This is a genomic window from Clostridium sp. (genome assembly GCF_021372645.1).
GTDB lineage: Bacteria > Bacillota > Clostridia > Clostridiales > Clostridiaceae > Clostridium.
Window position 1 is genome coordinate 34,870 of sequence record NZ_JAJFUC010000047.1, and the last position, 20,716, is coordinate 55,585.

A 20,716-nucleotide genomic window follows, 5' to 3' on the forward strand; every position below is an offset into this window, starting at 1 on the left:
AGGAGGTAATCCTGTTTCCTAACTTTTTTGCCTAAAATAATGAGAATAATAAAGAAGATTACTGTTTTGCCGAAAATGTTCTATGATATGGAATTCTAATTATAAATCTTGTTTCATCAAATTTATAAGATGTATCTTCTAGAGGAGGTTTATTATTAACTAAATTCATACCTACCGTATAAAGTGCTACAGCTGTGTCGTTAGGATCTTCAACAACAGTACCTGTCATAAAATTTTTTCTTATTAAATCTTGAGCAGCTTGTATTCCGTCAATTCCAAAAACAGGAATGTTTTTTGCTGCATCTCCTTTGTTATAACCATACTTTTGTAATGCTTCAATAGCTCCTATTGCCATTGCATCATTATTTGAAATTATTACTTCTATTCTGTTATTATATGTGAGAAATAACGATTCAATAGCATTTTTAGCTAATTCTTGGCTCCAGTTAGCAACCTGTAATGCAAGTTTTTGAGTTTTTATTCCTGCATTTTCAATTGTTGAAATAGAAGACATTGTTCTATCAATTGCTCCTATATTATCAAGTTTACCTTGTAACATTATATACTGCATTATGTTATCACTATTTTTATCTATACTTGATTTATTTTTATTCCATTCATCGGCAACAAGTTTTCCTTGCAGAGTGCCAGCTTCTTTAGGATAGGTTGTTATAATAGCAAATTTTTTATAATCTTTCATTTTATTTGTTATACTTGAGATTGGTTCAGAATTAAAGAGAAGTAATGGTATATTTTTTTGTTTGACTTTATCAATAAAGCTTTCTACTACATTTGTGTTCGTATCAACTAAATTTACTAATAAAAGATCAATATTATTTCGCAGTAAAGTGTCTAAAGTCTCATCTTGTATAGATTGATTGTTTTTTGCATCAAAAAAAGTGAATTTAACTGTATTTTCATTCTTTCTTTGAATATTTTCTAAACCTTGTTTAACTAGAGCTATGTATGGATCATCAATATTAGATACTAATACTCCTACGTCAACTTGCTTTCGAGTATCAGCATTTGAACTAATATATAAATTATTCTCAGTACTACCTATTAGGATAGGAGTTATGATAAGTGTAATTATAATAAGTATTATCTTTTTTAATAATTTCATTTTAATCCTCCATATCATTATTTTAATGATAATATTTATTTTTAGATTATGTTTTAATTAAAAATTTATACTATGTAATTCCTCGATATAGATGGACTGTTTATATATTATTTATATATCATTTATAAAAAAATTACACATGACTTTTATACTTAAATTAAGTTGTTAATAGATAGGTTAGGTTAATAGCTAAAAAATAAAAGGAGATGTAAACTATGAAAAGTAAAAAAATTAAAACAATAATGGTTACAGCATTAACTGGATGTATGTTATTATCAGTTACTGTAGTGGCATCAGCAAGTGGAGCTTCCGGATATGAAACATATAAAAGTGCAGCAAAAAATATAGTAGTTACGGATAATGCCACATTCTCAACATCCTTTGATGTAAAGGATAATGGAAATACTAGCATCTCAGGAACTAGTGTAGAAAAGCTTGAAGGTACTAATAATTCTTCAATTACAAATATAAAAATTGGGGATGTTACAAAAGAAACTGAAACAAGTAGAATAGATGGTAAATCTATTGTAAAAGATGGAGAAAATTATTATTCTAGAGACAATAATGGTAAAGAGAAGAATGTGAGAATGGAGAAAAAATTTGATGCTTCATCAAGTAGAGCAAAACTAGGAGAAATGGTTTTAGACACTTTAGTTGGAGATGTTAAAAATCAATTTGTTGTAGATGGAGATACAATTAGTGTAAATCTTGAAGGTGCACAAATTCCTGAACTTGCAAAATTAGCTATTTCAGCAGCTGCTGAAGAGCAAAATAATAAAAAAGATAATAATAAAGGTGAAGCTGGAAAAGATGGATTAAAAGACGCATTAAAAAGTATACCCAATTTAAAAAATGTGGATATTAAATCTTTGAGTATAACTGCCAAAGTAAATGGAAGTACATTGACTGATAATGCTTTTAAAATTGTAATTACTGGCGAAGATGAAAGTGGTGTTTCACATGAATTTGAAGTATCTGCAGATACTACAATTAGTGGCGTAAATTCAACAAAAGCAGATTCAATTGATACAACAGGCAAGCAAGTTCAAACTATGCAAGACATGATGAATAGTAAACAACACTTAAAATAATAAGCAGAATATAGAAATTAATAGCAAAATTAATATGTATTTTAGATATATATTAAAGATATTCAAGATGTAGCTAAATACAAAGGCTGTCTCAAAGTTAAATTTGAAAAGAAGAACTATTAAAATTGTAGAATTTAGATTTTTGATTTATAAGCTTTGAGACAGTTTTTTGAAAAAAGGAGAAATTAGTATGGTACCTGTACTTAAAGTAAATGAGTTAACAAAGACATACAAAAATGGTCGTGGAATTATAGATATATCTTTTGAAATGGAAAAAGGAGATATTTTTGGTTTACTTGGTCCAAATGGTTCTGGAAAAACTACTACTATGAAAATTATCACTGGTTTGTCATATGCAGACAAAGGAAGTGTTCAAATATTGGGAAGTGATTCTTTAGAAGAAAGTTCAAAGGCATTTGAAGAAATTGGATGTCTTATTGAGGCACCAGCAATTTATGATTATCTTACAGCTAGAGAAAATCTAAAACTTGCAGCAAATTATTATTCAGAAATTAAAGTGCCAAGAATAGATGATATGCTTACACAAACAGGATTAATAAAATATGCGAATGAAAAGGTCAAAGACTTTTCACTTGGAATGAAGCAACGCTTAGGGCTTGCTCTAGCTTTAATATCTAAACCTAAGTTAGTGATTTTAGATGAACCTACTAATGGCTTAGATATAGAAGGAACTGTAGATATTAGAGAAATTATAATGAAACAAGCAAAGCTTGGAATAACATTTCTTGTTTCAAGTCATATTTCTCATGAGATAGAACTTATGTGTAATAAAGTTGGCATTATAAAGGAAGGGAAATTATTAAATGTAACATGTATGAAAAATGCACTGGATGAATGTGAAACTTTAGAAAAATATTTTCTTAAATACGTTGGAAGAAAGGGGGAAGAGGTATGAATACAATAAGAATCGGAATAATTAATGAAAGCACAAAACTATTTAAAAGAAGTAAGTACAAAATTTTATTAATTTGTATTGGAATATTATGTATGGATCTAGGCTTAATAAGTAATTTTACAGGCGGTTTAATTAATGTTTCATTATCTAATCTTCCATTAAATTTATTATCAATATTGACTACTGTTCTGATTCCGTTAGTTATTTTTATGGCAGTTGCGGATTTATTTGCAGCAGAACAAGAAAATGGAACAATTAAAGCTGTAATAACAAGACCCATAAGTAGAAATGAAATTCTTATTTCAAAGATGATATCTATTTTGATTTATGTGACAAGCATTTTAATAATCACATTTATAATAGGTTTAGTTATGGGAATATTCTTTGGAAGAACACAAGTAATAAATATTCCCGAGATTTTTATTGCATACGTCGTATCAATATTACCTATAATACCAATAATTTTCCTCTCGATACTAATATCACAATTATCAAAAAGTAGCTCTTCTTCAGTAATGCTTTCAGTGTTAATTTATATTATAATTATGTTAATTGGAATAATTTTTCCTTCAATATCATCAATAATATTTATTTCATATACAAGTTGGTATAAACTTTTTATTGGAGCTCAAATGCCAATAAAATCAATATTAATAATTGTAGGACTGCTCATGGGATATTCTTTAATATTTTTTTCAGGAGCATATGAATTATTTGAAAAGAAGGAATATTAATATAACTAGGAGGGACCTCTTAGTTATGTGATAAATTAGGAGGATATCTTATTATGATGATAAAAAAGCGTCTTACTATTTCTAATATTCTCATGTTAGTAGTTCCAGCAATACTAATAGTAGCAATTGCTGGAGGCGTGCTTGAGGGTTTTACAGAGATATATGGGAAAAAGATAAAAGTTTTAGATGATAATAATGGAACTTATTATGTACATAAAGTTTTAAATTCCTATAGCAAAAATTTAAAAAATTATAATGAAGAAGATGAAGAAGATAAAAAAATTGAAGAAGTTCTTAAAGAAGTAGGATATAATTTAATAATTACCAGAGATGAAGAAACAATCTTTTCAAATTTAACTGATGAAGATAAAAATTCTATTTCTAAGGTGCAAAGTGATGTGCTTTCTTCATCAGATTCAATAGTACTTGAAGTTAACTCTGTTTGTTTAATCAAAAATAGTTTCATAAAAGATGATAAACATATTAATATTATTGCAGTTAAATCAAATAATTTAATGAGTAGAGAGCATATGAAAGCTGAAGTTAAAACTTTTTTTGTAAGCTATATGGGAATTGTATTTGTAATAGCATTACTTATTATTATATTAACAAATGGTATATTATCATCACGTGTAGCTAAAAGTTTAATTGAACCTTTAGATTTATTAAGTTATGGTGCAGGGCAAATCGAAGAAGGTAACCTTGATTTTAAAATGAATTATCAAGGAAAGGATGAATTTGCAAAGGTTTGTGCTGATTTTGATAAAATGAGAATTAGATTGCAAGAATCTGTTCAAATGCAATTAAAATATGAAGAAGATAGAAAAGATTTAGTAGTAGGAATATCTCATGATTTACGTACTCCACTTACAACAATTAAGGGATATATTAAAGGATTAAAAGATGGTGTTGCAAATACTCCTGAAAAATGTGAAAGATATCATGATATTATATATAATAAAGCTTGTGATATGGATATGCTAGTTGATAAATTATTTTTGTTCTCTAAGCTAGATACAGGAAAATTTCCTTTCCGTTTTGAAAAAGTATATTGCAATGAATTTTTAAGAAGTTTCTTTAAAAGTGCTACAGATGAATTTGAGAGAAAAGGTATTAATTTATTTTATGAGAATAATTGTAATAATAATATTTTGATTAATATTGACTCTGAAGAAATAAATAGAGTTTTGATGAACATACTTGAAAATAGTGCAAAATATAAAACTAGTGATTACGGAAATGTAAATATTACAGTAAATAAACAAGAAAATAATATTGTTTTAAGGATTAAAGACGATGGACCAGGAGTTTTAGAAGAGAATCTTTCACGTTTATTTGTTAGTTTTTATAGAGGAGATGTGGCAAGAACTAATCCAAGTGAGGGTAGTGGACTTGGACTTTCTATTTCTGAACATATAGTTAAGGCACATGGGGGGAAAATTACTGCTGAAAACATGGATGGACTTGTCATTACTATAACGTTACCAATTAGTAGTCAAGATGAAGTGCACGAAGAAAATATTTAATATATATATGTATGTTCAATTAGTTTGATAAAGGCATAATGGGGGAGAAAAATGAGGAAAATATTGATTATAGAAGATGATGAACTTATTGCAGAATTAGAAAGAGATTATCTTGAAATAAACGGATTTGAAACAGAGATAGCAATGACTGGAGATAAAGGATTAGAGCTTGCATTAAATAAGGAATTTGATTTAATACTTTTAGATTTAATGCTTCCTAGTAAAGATGGATTTCAGATTTGTAGAGAAATAAGAAATAGTAAAGAGATACCTATAATAATGGTTACAGCAAAAAAAGAGTCTATAGATAAGATTAGAGGACTTGGACTTGGAGCAGATGACTATATTGTTAAACCTTTTGATCCTAGTGAACTCGTAGCTAGAGTAAATGCACATCTCTCACGTTACGATAGATTAACAACAGTAGAAAAAAAAGAGGATACAGAACTTGGTGTTATAAATTTTGGGAGATTAAAAATATTAACACAGGCATGGAGAGTATATGTTGATGAAAAAGAAGTTAAATTTGCAAACAAAGAATTTGAACTGTTATTATTTTTAGCGACTAATCCTAATATTGTATTTTCAAAGGCAACTCTTTTAGATAGAATCTGGGGGTTAGATTGTTTTGGAGATGTTGCTACTGTCACAGTGCACATTAATAGAATACGAGAAAAGATTGAAGAGGATAGTAGTAATCCTAAATTTATAGAAACTGTATGGGGGGCAGGTTATAGATTCAAAATATAATTGTTCACTTTATAGAAAATCATATAATTTCTAAATTTAATTTAAAGTACTTCATTAGTATAAATGCTGATGAAGTATTTTTATGTTCATATTTTTAAAAATAATAAGTTTTCATGTATTAAGAGATACTTAAAATAATAACAAGCCAGTATACGTGTCTATTTTGTCTGATGCAAAATAAATCTACCTACTGACTTGCTATTTTCTTTCATATGCCTAAATTAGATAATTTCAATTGCTTTTTAGGGTAATCAATATTATTTGACGAATTAATATTGAAATTAAAAATGGTAGAGCAAACAAAAGAACTAATTTGCACACAATGTTTAATATCCCAAAAGTAAGATGAGTCCCCTTTAATATAGTTACTTAATGTATTATCAATTAAAGTTTTTATAGAAGATATGTTATGAAAAGTTAAGTTCGAATTATTTGATTTATTGTGAATTCGATTTTTAAAAATATGAAAATTGCTAAATAAATATTTTTGCAATTCACGTTCATATTTCAAATGATATGAAATATTACCAATTGAGCCAGATATATGAGAATTACAACAAAAATCACAAAGATAATGTACAATTATTCCTAGTTGCATTGAATAATAAGCATTAAATTTCTTAATGGATAGAAGCTCTTCTATTTTTTTATTAATATATACAAGAGATTTTTGCATATAATGAGGATGAGTTTTAACAAGCCAACTTTGATCAACCATTACAAGACCAAAATTAAACATAAACTTAGAAAATCCTTTTGGAATAGAATTTATATTTTTGATTAAGGATAATTCGCCTAATTTAACATGAGTTTTTACTTTCATAATTAATCTCTCCTCATAATAATAAATTTTGTATATAAATTAATTAAAACATAAAAGTGTTAAGATTTAACTTAATCATAAATCAATCTTATAAATTTGATATAAATCAAATATAAACAATATGTAAATTTATTTAGTTAACATGTTATGCTAGTAAAAAGTAAAAATCAAGAAATATTTAACCTAAGATGAAAGTCTAAAATTATAGATATTCAAAGTGCAGTTTTCACGTTGAATATCTACAATTTAATATAAGCTAAAATATTATTCTAGAATTTAAAACAAAGGTAACTTAAATTTCCCAATTCATAACTTCTAAACAGAATTTCAGGATTTGAGCTTTTACTGCTACCTAGAGCTATAAACAATGGAACAAAATGGTCTGCAGTTGGAACTGCTAAATTAGAATGAGGAGCTAAATCTCTATAGTTAAAAAGAGAATTGAAGTCTTTATTTTTTATTTTATCAATTAACCAATCATTAAATTCCTGTGCCCAGGAATCTACAGATGTTTGTTCCCAGTTAACTAATCTTAAATTATGAACAGTATTTCCACTACCAATTACTAAAATATCTTCTTCACCAAGATCTTTAATAGCATTACCAATATTAACTTGATTTTCAATAGGTAAATGAGAATTTATAGAAATTTGTATAATAGGTATATCAGCATCTGGATAAAGATGTTTTAGAAGAGTCCAAGCTCCATGATCCAAACCTCTAGTTAAGTCTTTTTTCACTTCAATCCCTTGCTTTTTGAGTTTATTTTCAATTTCAGATGCAATTAGAGCGCAACCTTTTGCTTCATAATTTAATTTGATAAAGTTCTTTAGGAAATCCATAAAAAACTAACAAGTTCTTTTTTATTGTAGTAAAACGCACGAGTCATAGATGATAAAATAGCTGCATATTTAATTTAATTAAAAAAATAATATAAGTTTTTATTTGTTTTGTCAGATTTTTGAATGACATTACGAAATATATTATATAAAGTTCAAAAAGATTTTTCTAAGAAGCGTAGTTTTGAAAGTTAATACTATTGATAAAAAAGCATCTAGACATGCAGAAGTTAAAAAGTATAAGGAGGAATTTTAGAAGTGGAAAACAAATTGTTTGAAGAATTAGATAATTTAAATATTAAAAACACAACTTTATTATTAGATGAAGATATTAATTTATCAATAGATTATCTGACTAGGAAACGTATTGAAAAATCCATAAAGAAAAAGATAGGTCATTATGAGAAAAGCAATATTCGTATAGAAAAAATAAATGATATTTTAGGAGAAATTTTTATGAAAAGAAAAATAGCTTTAGCATTATCAGTTGGTGTAGTTTTAAGTTTAGGTGGAGGAGTATATGCACATGCCAAAACTACTCCAGTCGCATATGTTAGTGTGGATATTAATCCAAGTGTTGAATTAGGGGTAAATGCTTTTGATGAGGTAGTTTCCACTGAAGCCTATAATGAAGATGGCAAAAAAGTATTGGAAGGAACTAATTTAGTGAACAGTGATGTTGATGATGCTGTTAGTACTGTAATTTCAAATGCAATTTCTGATGGATATATAACTCAAGATGCTACAACTACATCTGCAGTTGCAGTTGAAATTACTACATCTACAGATAAGGAAAATGTGGCAACTGAATTGAATGAATCTTTAAAAGAAGTTGCTGATAAGACATTAGATAACAATAATGTGGATGCAGAAGTTGAAACTGAAAAAGTAGCTCTTGCAAGAAGGGATGAAGCAAGAAAACTTGGAATAACACCTGGGAAGTTAAATCTTATACAAAAGCTTCAAGAATTAGATCCAACAATAACTGTTGAAGATTACAAAGATAGTTCTGTAAAAGATATACAAAAGAAAGCTAAAGAATTGAGAAAAGATAATAAGAGTAATGCAGTTACTACAGAGGAGAATACAAACACTACAGATACAAGTACTGATGTAACTGCTGATGAAAATATTAATACTTCTTCTAATAATAATGGTAACAGTAAAAAAGAAGAACATAGCAATTCAAATAGTATAAAAGAAGAAAGTAATAGTTCAAATGATAAAGAAAAAGATACTATAACTATACCTTCAAAACAAAATAATAGTAATAATCTAAATTCACAAAATAATAATAGTAACAATTCAAATCCAGAAAAGAATAATAATTCAAAATCACAAAATAATAGTAGCAATAAAGAAAAAAACAAAAATGATTAATTAAATTATAAAATCAGTGGTTTATATTTAATATAAACCACTAATTTTATGTATAAACATTTAGATTGAATTTTGTAACAATAATTCAATCTAAATGTTATATGTGATATACGTGCATAGATGAGGGTGAAAAGAGAGATAAGTATTTATGAATAATTATACTAATAATAAATATTATATTTTTTATTAACTTTTTGTCAGATTTACTAACTGTATTACGAAATATATTATATGAATAAAATTTGATAGAAAGAAGGTGCACTTTGATTTCTGATATTGAATTACTTAAGTTATTGAATAATAAGCCCGAAGTAGGTCTAAAAATGATGATGGATAACTACATGGCACTTATTTATACAATAATATTTAATAAACTTTCTGGTATGTATTCAAAAGAAGATATAGAAGAATGTGTAAGTGATGTCTTTCTTGAAGTATTTCATTACAAAAATAGAATTAATACGCAAAAAAGTTTTATTAAAGTATTGTTGGAAATTATAGCAAAAAGAAAAGTTATAGATATGTATAGAAAAAATAAGAATAATAATGAAATTTATATAGATGATGTATCAGTTCATTTAAATACTATATCAGATGATGTAGTACGCTCGATCTTATTAAAAGAGAGCAATTCACAATTAATAGGTGATATAAAGTCTTTGGGTGAACCTGATAGTGAAATAATTATAAGAAAGTACTATTTAAATCAAAGATTAAAAGATATTTCTAAGAATACTGGGTTGAGAGTTAGTATCTATGCATAACTAATAAACCATTTTAAAACATGAATGGTTAAAATTGAGATTGAAAAGAGCTAGTTAGTATTAAAACTAACAAGCTCTTTTTTATTATAATAAAACACATAAATTATAAATAAAAATTATTTTCATAATTAGTTGAATTAAATAAATAATGTAATTTGCTATTTGTTTTGTCAGATTTTAAGGTGACATTACGAAATGCATTATATAAATCAAATTAAGGCATTTTTTTGGAAGTTTTAAAGAATATACCATTCATATCAGAGTTTTAAGGATTTTTCTGAGAATCTTGGTTTGAAAGTTAATACTATTGATAAAAAGGCATCTAGATGCATGCAGAAGCCCAAAAATTATTAGGAGGGATTTTTAGAAGTGGAAAACAAATTGTTGGAAAATTTAGATGGTTTAAATATTAAGAACACTACTTTATTATTAGATAAAGATATTAATTTATCAGTGGATTATTTTACTAGGAAACGTATTGAAAAGTCCATAAAGAAAAAGACAGGTTATTATGAAAAGAGAAATATTGTTATAGAAAAGATAAGTGATACTTTAGGAGGAATTTTCATAAAAAAAAAGATAGCGTTAGCATTAGCAGTTGGGGTAATGTTAATTTCAAGTGGAGGCGGATATGCATATGCTAAAGCTCCAGTGGCGTATGTTAGTATGGATATTAATCCAAGCGTTGAATTAGGTGTAAATGTTTTTGAAAAAGTAGTATCAGTTGAAGCGTATAATGAAGATGGTGAAAAAATATTAGAAGGTACTAATTTATTAAACTCTGAGATTGATTATGCAGTTAGTATTGTAATTTCAAATGCCATTTCTGAAGGATATATAAATGAGGATGGTTCATCTGCAATTGAAATTACTACATCTACAAATAAAGAAAAGGTTGCAACCAAATTAGATGAATCTTTAAAAGAAGTTGCTGATGAAACATTAAATAACAGTAATTTTGATGCTGAAGTTAAAACCGAAAAAGTTGCTCTTGCAAGAAGAGATGAAGCAAGAAAACTTGGAATAACACCTGGTAAGTTAAATCTTATACAAAAGCTTCAAGAATTAGATCCAACTATAAATATAGATGATTATAAATCTAGTTCTGTAAAGGACATACAAAAGAAAACTAAAGAATTAAGAAAAGATTATAAGAGTAATGAAGTCACTGCAGATGATAGTACAAACACTAATACAAGTGTTGATGTAATTACTTATGAGAATACTGATAATTCTTCTAATAATAATGCTAATAGTAAAAAAGAAGAAAATAATAGTGCAAATAATAAAGAAAAAGATACTACAAATACATCCGAAAAACAAAATAATAGTAATAATTTAAATTCACAAAATAATAATAGCAATAAAGAGAAAAATAAGAATAATTAATACAACAAAAGTCCTGCAAGCACATTTACGTAGAACTATTGACATAAGGATAGTTTCTACGTAAATAATTAAGATAATAATAAATATTATGTTTTTTATTAACTTTTTGTCAGATTTACTAATTGTATTACGAAATATATTATATAAATCAAATTTGATAGAAAGAAGGTGCACTTTGATTTCTGATATTGAATTACTTAAGTTATTGAATAATAAGCCCGAAGTAGGTCTAAAAATGATGATGGATAACTACATGGCACTTATTTATACAATAATATTTAATAAAATTTCCGGTATGTATTCAAAAGAAGATATAGAAGAATGTGTAAGTGATGTCTTTTTTGAAGTATTTCATTACAAAAATAGAATTGATCTGGAAAAGGGATCAATTAAAGCATTTTTAGCAATTATAGCAAAAAGAAAAGCCATAGATATGTATAGAAAAAATAAGAATAATAATCACATCCATATAGATGATGTATCACAAGATTTATATAGTATAGTAGATGATGTAGCTGATTCAATATTATTAAAAGAGAGTAATTCAGTGTTAATAGATGCTATAAAGTCTTTAGGGGAACCTGATAGTGAAATAATTATAAGAAAGTATTATTTGTATCAAAGTTCAAAAGATATTTCTAAGAATATTGGTTTGAAGGTTAATACTATTGATAAAAAAGTATCCAGATGTATGCAAAAACTAAAAAAAGTGCTAGGAGGGATTATATAAGTGGAAGATAAATTATTTGAAGTATTAGATAATTTGAATATTAGAGACACTAAATTACTATTAGATAAAGATATTAACTTATCATTAGATTCTTCTACTAGAAAACGTATTGAAAGATCTATAAAGAAGAAGACAGGCTATTATAATGAAAATAATATAATTATAAATAAAATAAATAATCTTTTAGGGGGAATTTTTATGAAAAAAAGAATAGCTTTAGCTCTATCGGTTGGTGCAATTTTAAGTTTAGGTGGAGGAACATATGCATATGCTAAGACACCAGTCGCATACGTGAGTTTAGATATTAATCCAAGTGTTGAATTAGGTGTAAATGCTTTTGATAAAGTAGTATCAGTTGAAGCCTATAATGATGATGGTGAAAAGGTATTAGAAGGTACTAATTTAATAAACTATGATATTGATAATGCTGTTAGTACTGTAATTTCAGATGCAATTTCTGATGGATATATTCATGCGGATGGTTCATCTGCAATCGAAATTACTACGTCTACAGACAAGGAAAAAGTTGCAACTGAATTAGAAGAATCTTTAAAAAATGTAGCTGATGAAACATTAAATAACAATGATGTAGAGGCTGAAGTTGAAACTGAAAAAGTAGCTCTTGCAAGAAGAGATGAAGCAAGAAAACTTGGAATAACACCTGGTAAGTTAAATCTTATACAAAAGCTTCAAGCAATAGATCCAACAATAAATGTAGAAGATTATAAATCTAGTTCTGTAAAGGACATTCAAAAGAAAACTAAAGAATTAAGAAAAAATAGTAAGAGTGATGAGGTTACTATAGATAATAGCACAAATACTGAAATAAATACGGATACAAATGCGGATGTAGTTACTGGAGAAAGTACTCAAGAGGGAACTTTATCTAAAACATCAGTTGATTCAGAAGAAGCTACAGTTATAGAACGAGAAAGAAATAGTAATTGTTCTAATAATAAAGATAATGCTAAAAAAGAAGAAGACAGTAATTTAAATAGTAAACAAGAAGAAAAGAGTAATGGCAATGAAGAAAAAAAGACTACAACTACAACAACTCAAAAACAAAATAATGGTAACAATGTAAATTCACAAGAAAATAATAATTCTTCAAATTCAGAAAAGAGTAATTCATCAAATTCAAAAAGCAATAATAATTCAAGCTCACAAAATAAAGGCAAAAGCAAGAATAACTAATTAAATCATAAGAAAGTATGAAAAAATAATTAAATAAAATTATACTTAAGAAAAGATAGGATAGTTCAAAAAGTAAACTATCCTATCTTTCTTTATATTGTTAAATTTGTTTTATTTAATAAGGTAATTCTATAACTAATTTTTATAGGTTAATAAACAAAAAAAATGTTCTAATTATGTATATAAGTTGTGATAATGAAATTATATTGTAGATAGCAACTTCAATCTTAAAAAGTTAATGCTACTATAAACTCTTTACTGCAACTTATATATAAGTTTAGTTAATATAATTATTATTGTCTGTGATTTTATCACATAATTATAATTTTACTTTTGATAGTTACTTCTGATTTTTGTGAATTTTGAATTTTAAACTTTATTGAGATTTATTTCCGTACTAATCTAGTTTTAATAAAGTTTAGTTTACATAATAATTATTATATAAATTAAAATTTAGAATTCTATATATGTTATATGCTAGTTTTTATTCTTTCTTATATTTATTTTAGGTTAATCTCTTCTTTTTATAAATATTTCATTATTAATGTTTAAATTTAATTCTTTTAACAAATACTATGCATGATAATTAATGCATAAGGAGAGATTTTGTATGGCTAAAATAACTGGTGTAGTTAAATGGTTTGATGCAGAAAGAGGATATGGATTTATATCTTGCAATAAAGGAGATGATGTTTTCGTACATCATTCACAAGTCAAAGAAAAAGGTTCTGAGAAAGATTTACATGAAGATGAAAGCGTGACCTTTGATATTGAAAATGGTGAAAAGGGTCCTATGGCTATAAATATTCAAAAAATATAATAAAGCTGCCATAAAATAAAGAAAGTACGGGACAGTAGATAGTTTTATATAAAAACAAAACTATCTACTGTCCCAGCAATTTAATTTTTTAATACTTTTTTACAAATTAAAAAAAGTCATAAGAAAATCTTATAACTCTTCAAAAAAGAACAAAATTATCTTCTGTTATTTTGTTCTTTTTTAATTCTTCTACAAGCAACACATGTTGTAGGTTCATTAATTAACATAATTTTCAAAAGGAGAAGTTTACATATCTATAAAAAAACCTTTTTTGACTTATATTCTTTATGTATAACATGTTTCAACAAAACAACAAGTCTTTTTGATTTGTGACATATGACTTAATTTTAAAATAACATAGAAACATCCAATAAACTAGTAGCTTCATCATTAGATAAGTTTTTTGATTGAGATATTTCTTCTATTACAATTTTTTTTGTACTACTTAGCATTTGTTTTTCACTTGAATTTAAATTATGTTCCTTTTTAAGTTGAGTAAGATTACATATAACTTCAAGATAAGCATCTAAAGTTCCTGACTTTATTTTTACTTCATTAATGGCTTTTCTTTCTTTAAAATTAATTTTAGAAAATTCATCTGTCTCATCTAAAAATTTCTTAATACCATTTAAACTATTGTCTAAAGTTTTAGAATCGCTTACTAATCTCATATTTGATGGTTCTATTCTGCTAAGTGGCAATGTTAATTTCATAGTATTATTAAATAATTGAATTGTATAATATTTTTCTTTTTCACCTTTAAAATCTTTTTCTTCTATAATATCAATTACACCTATCCCTTGGCTTGGATAGACAATTTTATCTCCTATATTAAACAAATAATTACCTCCTACCTCAATAATTTAATATTTTCTTTAATTTTCTCTTGTTTTCTTAGATTTTTAAATTTATATCTTAAAGTAACTCAATAGATATATGGTGTTATGTTGAATAAATAGAATTATTTTGATGAAGCACTCTAGATGTCCCCAATATATCTTTAATTTTTCAATAATTTGAAGGTATTCACCTCGAAAGCTCTAATGCTGATCCTACCATATCTCCCTGAGTACACCACTTAGTAGTGCCTCTATTATTCCTTCGTTCTGCATTTTAGAGCAGGTGCTGCGTTAATCCTTGTATACTGAGTCATTTAAGCCCTAATGGGGGTTTTTACGTGCTTAACCTTACTCATTTTTATATGCTGTCGCACTTGCTTCTATAAGAAGCAGTCGTAACGTAATTCCTATAAATAGCGTTTTATTGGACTATTATCAAACAAATCTTAAAGGAAAAAAGGCTAAAGTAGCTATAATACACAAAAGCATAAATTATATTTTTGCGGTTCTCCGAGATAAAACACCGTTTGAGTAAAGAGATCCTAAAATACATAAACAAATGTTTTTAGAAAATAAAACTTTAAATAAGGCTGCTTAATTTATCATCCAAATTTTGTAACCATTCGTGTTTTTAAATGGTTTGTTTCTTATGCACTTTTTTATAAAAAATATTTTTTATTTTTTTGCTTGACTATTATTAGCTAGTCTATTTTGTCTTATTATATTTAGTATAACATATTATTTACTTTTTTCAAAATTTTATTTTATCATGAATGTATTAGCATGTCAATATATTTTATGAAAACTTTACCATTTGAATATTTATTTATATTTTAGAAAAGTTCTATTATAAACTCTACTTAATATTGTAAATGTAGAATTTTCTTTTTTTGTTTTCATACATTAAATTTTAGAGTATAATAAATTAGGAAAAGAAAACTTGATATGTAAAGTTTAATAATCAGTTTTCTTAAGATATTATAGTTATTATAATAAATATAAATTATACGGAGGTCGTAACATGTTAGTATCATCTAAAGAAATGTTAAACAAAGCTAGAGAAGGAAAATATGCAGTTGGCCAATTCAACATTAATAACTTAGAATGGACAAAAGCAATATTATTAACTGCACAAGAAAACAATTCACCAGTTATTTTAGGTGTATCTGAAGGTGCTGGAAAATATATGACTGGATACAAAACTGTATCTGCAATGGTTAAAGCAATGATCGAAGAATTAAATATCACTGTACCAGTTGCATTACACTTAGATCACGGTAGTTATGAAGCAGCTAAAGCTTGCATAGAAGCTGGATTTTCATCAATCATGTTTGATGGATCTCACTATCCAATAGCTGAAAATATAGAAAAAACTAAAGAATTAGTTGCTATAACTAATGCAAAAGGACTTTCTTTAGAAGCGGAAGTTGGTTCAATTGGTGGAGAAGAAGATGGAGTTATAGGAAAAGGCGAAGTTGCTGATGCAAATGAATGTAAGCAAATCGCTGATTTAGGAGTTACTATGTTAGCTGCTGGAATCGGAAACATCCATGGAAAATATCCTTCTAACTGGGCTGGATTAGATTTTGATGCATTAGCTAAAATCGAAGAAGCAGTTGGAACTTCTATGCCATTAGTATTACATGGTGGTACTGGAATTCCAGAAGATATGATAAAGAAAGCTATATCTTTAGGAGTTGCTAAGATCAACGTTAACACTGAATGTCAATTAGTATTCCAAGAGGCTACTAGAAAATATATTGAAGCTGGAAAAGACTTAGAAGGAAAAGGATTTGACCCAAGAAAATTATTAAATCCTGGATTTGAAGCTATTAAAGTTTGTGTTAAAGAAAAAATGCAATTATTTGGTTCAATAAACCAAGCTTAATTTCATTTATAAAAGAGGAGTATCTATGTATAGATGCTCTTTTTTTAATATTTATCACTCGTATTTCTTTCTTCACAATTAAATATCATAAGCGAAAATCTCTAATTTATTTATATGTATTTATCTATCATTTTAGTTTTATCAAATGTATTATTTATAATTAGTCTTAAAGCTGACTCTAATTCTACTTTTTTACTATTATATTCATTTTTATAATGGTATTCTAAGAGCCATGAATTATTTTTATTTCTTATAAGCATATTTAAAATCTCTATGCTATCTTTATCTGTTAAATTATATTTATTTAAAACTCTAAAAATATCCATAATCTTATCATTAATATTTTTATAATTGAAACTCCTTTTAATGCACGCTAGTTCTGAAATATACATAGTATCATTTATAATTTCAAAAGCTGAATATTCATAAATATTATTTTTCTTCTTTAAACCATCGTGTAAAAGATTTAATATATATATAAACACTCCAACATCTCCTTGATAAGAATTAAGCATTTTAGCTATAATATTTTCTCAATTTATAAAACTTCTGTAAATAATATTATTTAAAGAAGTTTTAGTTACTATACACTTATCCAAAATTACTTATACGTTTACATTAGCTGTACAATTTTTAAGTCTTTCCCCTTTTTATATTATTCTACATATATGTTCTACTTTCCTTCTTATATATATTTTTTTGTATTATTTTTACTTTTTACTGTTAATTAATATAAAACTATGATAAATTCCAAATAGATTTTTTACTCCTGTAGTTTAAAGCTAAAGCCTTTAAATAGTATCAGTTTTTATGTCTTTAGAAATTATAAGGGGGGATTGCAAAATGATTTTTCAAATCATTTTGAGCAACATCCTCTTTTTATGTATTTTTAAATAAACAGAGTAAAAATCTATGATAAAAATGAGTCCATTTTGAGTTAATAATTATTTTTGAACATGACAAAAATTCAATCTTCACATTATTTTTCCCTTTGGTTAAAAATCTTCGAAATCCATAATCCTCTTTTAAAACTCCAAAAGCACCTTTAACTTGAATTGACCTGTTCATTCGTAATAGAATTCCTTCTGGTGTTGTTATATTATCTAAAGATTTTTGTCTTTTTTCAATAAATGTTTTATATACCTACATTTTTCTATTATCTTTAGCTTTCGTACATTTTGATTTATACTCACAATCATTGCAGCTTTCGCATTCGTAGATGGTTACATCTGCTTCATATCCTGATTTTGACTTTCTTATTTTAGTTCCACTTTACAGTATAGTCTTTACCTATTTCTCTTGTCATAGTTATAGTATTTGAAAATTCTAATTCTCCACATAATGTATTCATAGTTGCATCGTAATCTATTGTTGCTACATTGCTATTATTTTCAACCTTTTTAACTTCAATCTTAATATTACTAGCTTGAATACCTTCATATATTCTTTTATTTCTTGCAACAAAGTCTTCTTTAGAAAGTTTTTGCTTAGTCTCACCATTAGTTAGTTCATACATTTTTTCGTAATCTTTTGCATTTATTAAATTCATATATTCCTGAAATTCAATATTTTACCAACTTATTTTTTTTTAATTCGTCTAAATAAATTTTATCTTGTATAATTGGATATACTAAATAAAAATACTATTTATAGTTGGTGTTATATCCAATAATGTTTTATAATAGTATATGATGAGCTTTTTTTCCTATTTATAACAAGTTTATATTTCATAAGTAGTTAAGCTTATTAAAATTAATTTAGGAGGTCATTATTTTTATGAAGATATTAAAGTATTTGCTTATATTTGTACCTATAAGCTTCATCGCAGAATTCATACATGCATCCCCATCAATAATGTTTATACTCGCAGCATTCTCTATAATTCCTTTAGCAGGACTTATGGGGGAAGGAACAGAAGAAATTTCATTTTATTCAGGTCCTAAAATAGGTGGATTTTTAAATGGTACTTTTGGAAATGCCACAGAACTTATAATATCATTTTTTGCTCTTAAAGAAGGTCTTTTTGAAGTTGTTAAATCTTCAATAGCTGGTGCTGTAATAGGAAATGTATTATTAGTACTTGGTGCTAGTATGCTTGCTGGAGGATTAAAGTACAAAACTCAAACTTTTAATAAAAAAGTTGTTGAAGTTTCCTCAAGTATGTTATTATTTGCAGTTGTTGGTTTATGTGTACCTGCATTATTTACACATACCGTAGATCCTTCTCTTTTAAATACAAGATATGAAGGGCTAAGTATAGTTGTTGCAATAATAATGATCACAATATACATATTAAGCTTAATTTTTTCATTCTTCACACATAAAGATATCTATGTAGTTAATTCTGAAGAAGAAGGTGAGGCTACTGCTAAGTGGTCCTTAAAAAAATCAATATCAATATTAGTTGTTGCTACTGCATTAATAGCTATTGAAAGTGAATTCTTAGTAAATGGCATAGAATCCATAACAAAAAGCTTAGGTCTTAGTGAGTTTTTTGTTGGTATAATAATAATTCCTATAATAGGAAATGCAGCTGAACATAGTACAGGTATTGTTATGGCAATGAAGAATAAGATGGATGTAGCTTTAGAGATTGCTATAGGCTCTAGTCTACAAATAATACTATTTGTAGCTCCAATACTAATATTCATAAGCTTAATCTTTACTCCTATGAGTATTATATTTAATACCTTTGAATTAATAGCTCTTATAGTAGCAGTATTAATAGCTAACAGAGTCTCCAATGATGGTGAGTCTAATTGGTTAGAAGGTGTGCAACTACTTGCTGTATATTTCATAATTGCAGCTTCATTTTTTATTCTATAGCTCAATTATTTAAAATCTGTCTCCCAGCATCTGAATTATTGAAATTTACATCAATTACTTTAAATGATATTACTAAAAACATGATCGAACAACAAAATAAATTTAAAATATAACATTTACAAAAGAGATATTTTCATTGGTGAAAATATCTCTTTATCTATCAAAAATCTACTTTTTCTATTCTTAATAGTAATATCTATTTCTGAATATAGGTTTGATTAAAATCGTATAATAAGTTTTATTTATTGTGCTATAGTAGCAGCCTTCACTGCTTTTTTTGCTTCACGAGCTTCCTTAATTTTTTCTTTTGCTTCCTTGTTAGTAGCACCTGTAATATCTACTCCTAATTTTGTAGCTTTTTCTGAAAGTTTTTCAGTTACTACTTGTTTTTTTGCTTCACGAGCTGCTTTTATTTTTGCTCTTGCATCTTCCTTTGTTAATCCTGTAATATCAACTCCAAGTTTTGCTGCTTTTGCTGTTTGAATTTTAATTCTTGCATCTTCATTTGATAGGCCTGTAATATCTACCCCAAGTTCTGTTGCCTTTTTAGTAAGTCTTTCAAGATTTTTAGCTTCAATAGCTTCATGTATTTTAGATTTTGATTCTTCAGTAGATAATCCTGTTATATCAATTCCAAGTACTGCTGCTTTTGCCGAAACTTTTTCATCTGTATCTAGCTTTTTATCTTCAAGGGCTGCTTGTATTTTAGCTTTTGCCTCTTCCTTTGATAATCCTGTAATATCTACGCCAAGCTTTGCAGCTCTTGCGCTTTGAATTCTACCCTTTGCATCTTCCTTTGAAAGACCTGTAATATCTACTCCAAGTTTTGCTGCCTTTTGAGTAAGTTTTGCAAGTTTGTCTGCTTCACTAACTTGTTGTGTTTCAACGTTTGCCATATTAGTTGTTGAATCATGTGCAGTAATATCAGTAGCTAATGCTGGCACAATACTTGACATTGAAATCATAGCTGTAATAGCAATTCCTAATAGTTTATTCTTTTTCATAATTATCTCTCCTTTTATTATATATTTTTTTGAATGTAAATTAATAAAAATGTACTTGCAACTTAGTAATAACTAGTTAC

The 20,716-nt window shown here is 26.7% G+C and carries 19 protein-coding genes and 3 pseudogenes; 14 read left to right on the top strand and 8 right to left on the bottom strand.

Annotated elements, in window-relative coordinates:
* Positions 1–58: 58 nt before the first annotated feature.
* The gene (locus tag LLF98_RS08200) at positions 59–1,123 is read right to left on the bottom strand and encodes a galactose ABC transporter substrate-binding protein (RefSeq protein ID WP_291702622.1); all 1,065 of its coding nucleotides are present in this window, start codon (positions 1,121–1,123) and stop codon (positions 59–61) included.
* 215 nt (positions 1,124–1,338) lie between these two features.
* On the opposite strand from LLF98_RS08200, the gene LLF98_RS08205 reads away from it, so the two are divergent.
* From LLF98_RS08205 to LLF98_RS08225, 5 genes are all read left to right on the top strand, one after another.
* Positions 1,339–2,214: a hypothetical protein gene (locus tag LLF98_RS08205; protein ID WP_291702624.1), complete on the top strand. Its 876-nt coding sequence runs from the start codon at positions 1,339–1,341 to the stop codon at positions 2,212–2,214.
* 190 nt (positions 2,215–2,404) lie between these two features.
* A complete protein-coding gene (locus LLF98_RS08210) occupies positions 2,405–3,130 on the top strand; it encodes an ATP-binding cassette domain-containing protein (protein ID WP_291702625.1) in 726 nt (241 codons plus the stop codon).
* Positions 3,127–3,864, top strand: a complete 738-nt coding sequence (locus LLF98_RS08215; RefSeq protein ID WP_291702627.1) for an ABC transporter permease subunit — start codon at positions 3,127–3,129, stop codon at positions 3,862–3,864. The genes LLF98_RS08210 and LLF98_RS08215 overlap by 4 nt, the downstream gene beginning before the upstream one ends.
* Before the next feature lie 53 nt (positions 3,865–3,917).
* Positions 3,918–5,390 carry a HAMP domain-containing sensor histidine kinase gene (locus LLF98_RS08220; RefSeq protein ID WP_291702628.1) on the top strand — a complete coding sequence of 491 codons (1,473 nt, stop codon included), beginning with the start codon at positions 3,918–3,920 and terminating at the stop codon, positions 5,388–5,390.
* A gap of 51 nt (positions 5,391–5,441) precedes the next feature.
* Complete coding sequence (locus tag LLF98_RS08225; RefSeq protein WP_291702629.1) at positions 5,442–6,140, top strand: response regulator transcription factor; 699 nt, start codon at positions 5,442–5,444, stop codon at positions 6,138–6,140.
* A 208-nt stretch (positions 6,141–6,348) separates the two neighbouring features.
* Here the strand turns inward: LLF98_RS08225 and LLF98_RS08230 are convergent, their stop codons facing one another.
* Positions 6,349–6,963: a zinc dependent phospholipase C family protein gene (locus LLF98_RS08230; RefSeq protein WP_291702630.1), complete on the bottom strand. Its 615-nt coding sequence runs from the start codon at positions 6,961–6,963 to the stop codon at positions 6,349–6,351.
* A 269-nt stretch (positions 6,964–7,232) separates the two neighbouring features.
* Positions 7,233–7,805 carry a class III extradiol ring-cleavage dioxygenase gene (locus LLF98_RS08235; RefSeq protein ID WP_291702631.1) on the bottom strand — a complete coding sequence of 191 codons (573 nt, stop codon included), beginning with the start codon at positions 7,803–7,805 and terminating at the stop codon, positions 7,233–7,235.
* 255 nt (positions 7,806–8,060) lie between these two features.
* Here LLF98_RS08235 and LLF98_RS08240 point away from each other — a divergent pair, with 255 nt between their 5' ends.
* The 6 genes from LLF98_RS08240 (at position 8,061) to LLF98_RS08265 (ending at position 14,079) form a co-directional block, all read left to right on the top strand.
* A complete protein-coding gene (locus LLF98_RS08240) occupies positions 8,061–9,182 on the top strand; it encodes a hypothetical protein (protein ID WP_291702633.1) in 1,122 nt (373 codons plus the stop codon).
* 263 nt (positions 9,183–9,445) lie between these two features.
* Positions 9,446–9,946 carry an RNA polymerase subunit sigma-24 gene (locus LLF98_RS08245; RefSeq protein ID WP_291702634.1) on the top strand — a complete coding sequence of 167 codons (501 nt, stop codon included), beginning with the start codon at positions 9,446–9,448 and terminating at the stop codon, positions 9,944–9,946.
* Positions 9,947–10,315: 369 nt separating this feature from the next.
* Positions 10,316–11,335, top strand: a complete 1,020-nt coding sequence (locus LLF98_RS08250; protein WP_291702635.1) for a hypothetical protein — start codon at positions 10,316–10,318, stop codon at positions 11,333–11,335.
* Between the two features lie 175 nt (positions 11,336–11,510).
* Entirely contained in the window at positions 11,511–12,065 is a 555-nt protein-coding gene (locus LLF98_RS08255; RefSeq protein ID WP_291702637.1) for a sigma-70 family RNA polymerase sigma factor, read from the top strand.
* The gene (locus tag LLF98_RS08260; RefSeq protein ID WP_291702639.1) at positions 12,066–13,259 is read left to right on the top strand and encodes a hypothetical protein; all 1,194 of its coding nucleotides are present in this window, start codon (positions 12,066–12,068) and stop codon (positions 13,257–13,259) included.
* Between the two features lie 610 nt (positions 13,260–13,869).
* Entirely contained in the window at positions 13,870–14,079 is a 210-nt protein-coding gene (locus LLF98_RS08265) for a cold-shock protein (protein ID WP_291702640.1), read from the top strand.
* 347 nt (positions 14,080–14,426) lie between these two features.
* Here LLF98_RS08265 and LLF98_RS08270 read toward each other — a convergent pair whose 3' ends face one another.
* Positions 14,427–14,918 carry a CarD family transcriptional regulator gene (locus tag LLF98_RS08270; protein WP_291702642.1) on the bottom strand — a complete coding sequence of 164 codons (492 nt, stop codon included), beginning with the start codon at positions 14,916–14,918 and terminating at the stop codon, positions 14,427–14,429.
* Between the two features lie 358 nt (positions 14,919–15,276).
* Between LLF98_RS08270 and LLF98_RS08275 the strand changes: the two are divergent.
* Positions 15,277–15,516, top strand: a pseudogene (locus LLF98_RS08275) (IS110 family transposase); the annotation flags it as partial.
* Between the two features lie 423 nt (positions 15,517–15,939).
* Positions 15,940–16,806: a class II fructose-1,6-bisphosphate aldolase gene (fba, locus tag LLF98_RS08280; RefSeq protein WP_291702644.1), complete on the top strand. Its 867-nt coding sequence runs from the start codon at positions 15,940–15,942 to the stop codon at positions 16,804–16,806.
* Between the two features lie 110 nt (positions 16,807–16,916).
* On the opposite strand, the gene LLF98_RS08285 is transcribed toward fba, so the two are convergent.
* The 3 genes and pseudogenes from LLF98_RS08285 to LLF98_RS08295 form a co-directional block, all read right to left on the bottom strand.
* Positions 16,917–17,291, bottom strand: coding sequence for a hypothetical protein (locus tag LLF98_RS08285; protein ID WP_291702645.1), 375 nt, complete (start codon positions 17,289–17,291; stop codon positions 16,917–16,919).
* 475 nt (positions 17,292–17,766) lie between these two features.
* Positions 17,767–18,093: pseudogene (locus tag LLF98_RS08290) on the bottom strand (transposase); the annotation flags it as partial.
* A gap of 37 nt (positions 18,094–18,130) precedes the next feature.
* A pseudogene (locus tag LLF98_RS08295) lies at positions 18,131–18,355 on the bottom strand (NTF2-like N-terminal transpeptidase domain-containing protein); the annotation flags it as partial.
* Positions 18,356–18,582: 227 nt separating this feature from the next.
* Between LLF98_RS08295 and cax the strand changes: the two are divergent.
* Positions 18,583–19,632 (top strand): calcium/proton exchanger, encoded by a 1,050-nt coding sequence (gene cax, locus LLF98_RS08300; protein WP_291702646.1) that lies wholly within the window; start codon positions 18,583–18,585, stop codon positions 19,630–19,632.
* A gap of 242 nt (positions 19,633–19,874) precedes the next feature.
* Here cax and LLF98_RS08305 read toward each other — a convergent pair whose 3' ends face one another.
* Positions 19,875–20,636: a hypothetical protein gene (locus LLF98_RS08305; RefSeq protein ID WP_291702647.1), complete on the bottom strand. Its 762-nt coding sequence runs from the start codon at positions 20,634–20,636 to the stop codon at positions 19,875–19,877.
* Positions 20,637–20,716: the final 80 nt, after the last annotated feature.

What these genes read in the sequence shown, in the direction of transcription:
- LLF98_RS08200 (WP_291702622.1), bottom strand. Translation starts at nt 1,123, where the DNA reads ATGAAATTATTAAAAAAGATAATACTTATTATAATTACACTTATCATA.
- LLF98_RS08205 (WP_291702624.1), top strand. Translation starts at nt 1,339, where the DNA reads ATGAAAAGTAAAAAAATTAAAACAATAATGGTTACAGCATTAACTGGA.
- LLF98_RS08210 (WP_291702625.1), top strand. Translation starts at nt 2,405, where the DNA reads ATGGTACCTGTACTTAAAGTAAATGAGTTAACAAAGACATACAAAAAT.
- LLF98_RS08215 (WP_291702627.1), top strand. Translation starts at nt 3,127, where the DNA reads ATGAATACAATAAGAATCGGAATAATTAATGAAAGCACAAAACTATTT.
- LLF98_RS08220 (WP_291702628.1), top strand. Translation starts at nt 3,918, where the DNA reads ATGATGATAAAAAAGCGTCTTACTATTTCTAATATTCTCATGTTAGTA.
- LLF98_RS08225 (WP_291702629.1), top strand. Translation starts at nt 5,442, where the DNA reads ATGAGGAAAATATTGATTATAGAAGATGATGAACTTATTGCAGAATTA.
- LLF98_RS08230 (WP_291702630.1), bottom strand. Translation starts at nt 6,963, where the DNA reads ATGAAAGTAAAAACTCATGTTAAATTAGGCGAATTATCCTTAATCAAA.
- LLF98_RS08235 (WP_291702631.1), bottom strand. Translation starts at nt 7,805, where the DNA reads ATGGATTTCCTAAAGAACTTTATCAAATTAAATTATGAAGCAAAAGGT.
- LLF98_RS08265 (WP_291702640.1), top strand. Translation starts at nt 13,870, where the DNA reads ATGGCTAAAATAACTGGTGTAGTTAAATGGTTTGATGCAGAAAGAGGA.
- fba (WP_291702644.1), top strand. Translation starts at nt 15,940, where the DNA reads ATGTTAGTATCATCTAAAGAAATGTTAAACAAAGCTAGAGAAGGAAAA.
- cax (WP_291702646.1), top strand. Translation starts at nt 18,583, where the DNA reads ATGAAGATATTAAAGTATTTGCTTATATTTGTACCTATAAGCTTCATC.
- LLF98_RS08305 (WP_291702647.1), bottom strand. Translation starts at nt 20,636, where the DNA reads ATGAAAAAGAATAAACTATTAGGAATTGCTATTACAGCTATGATTTCA.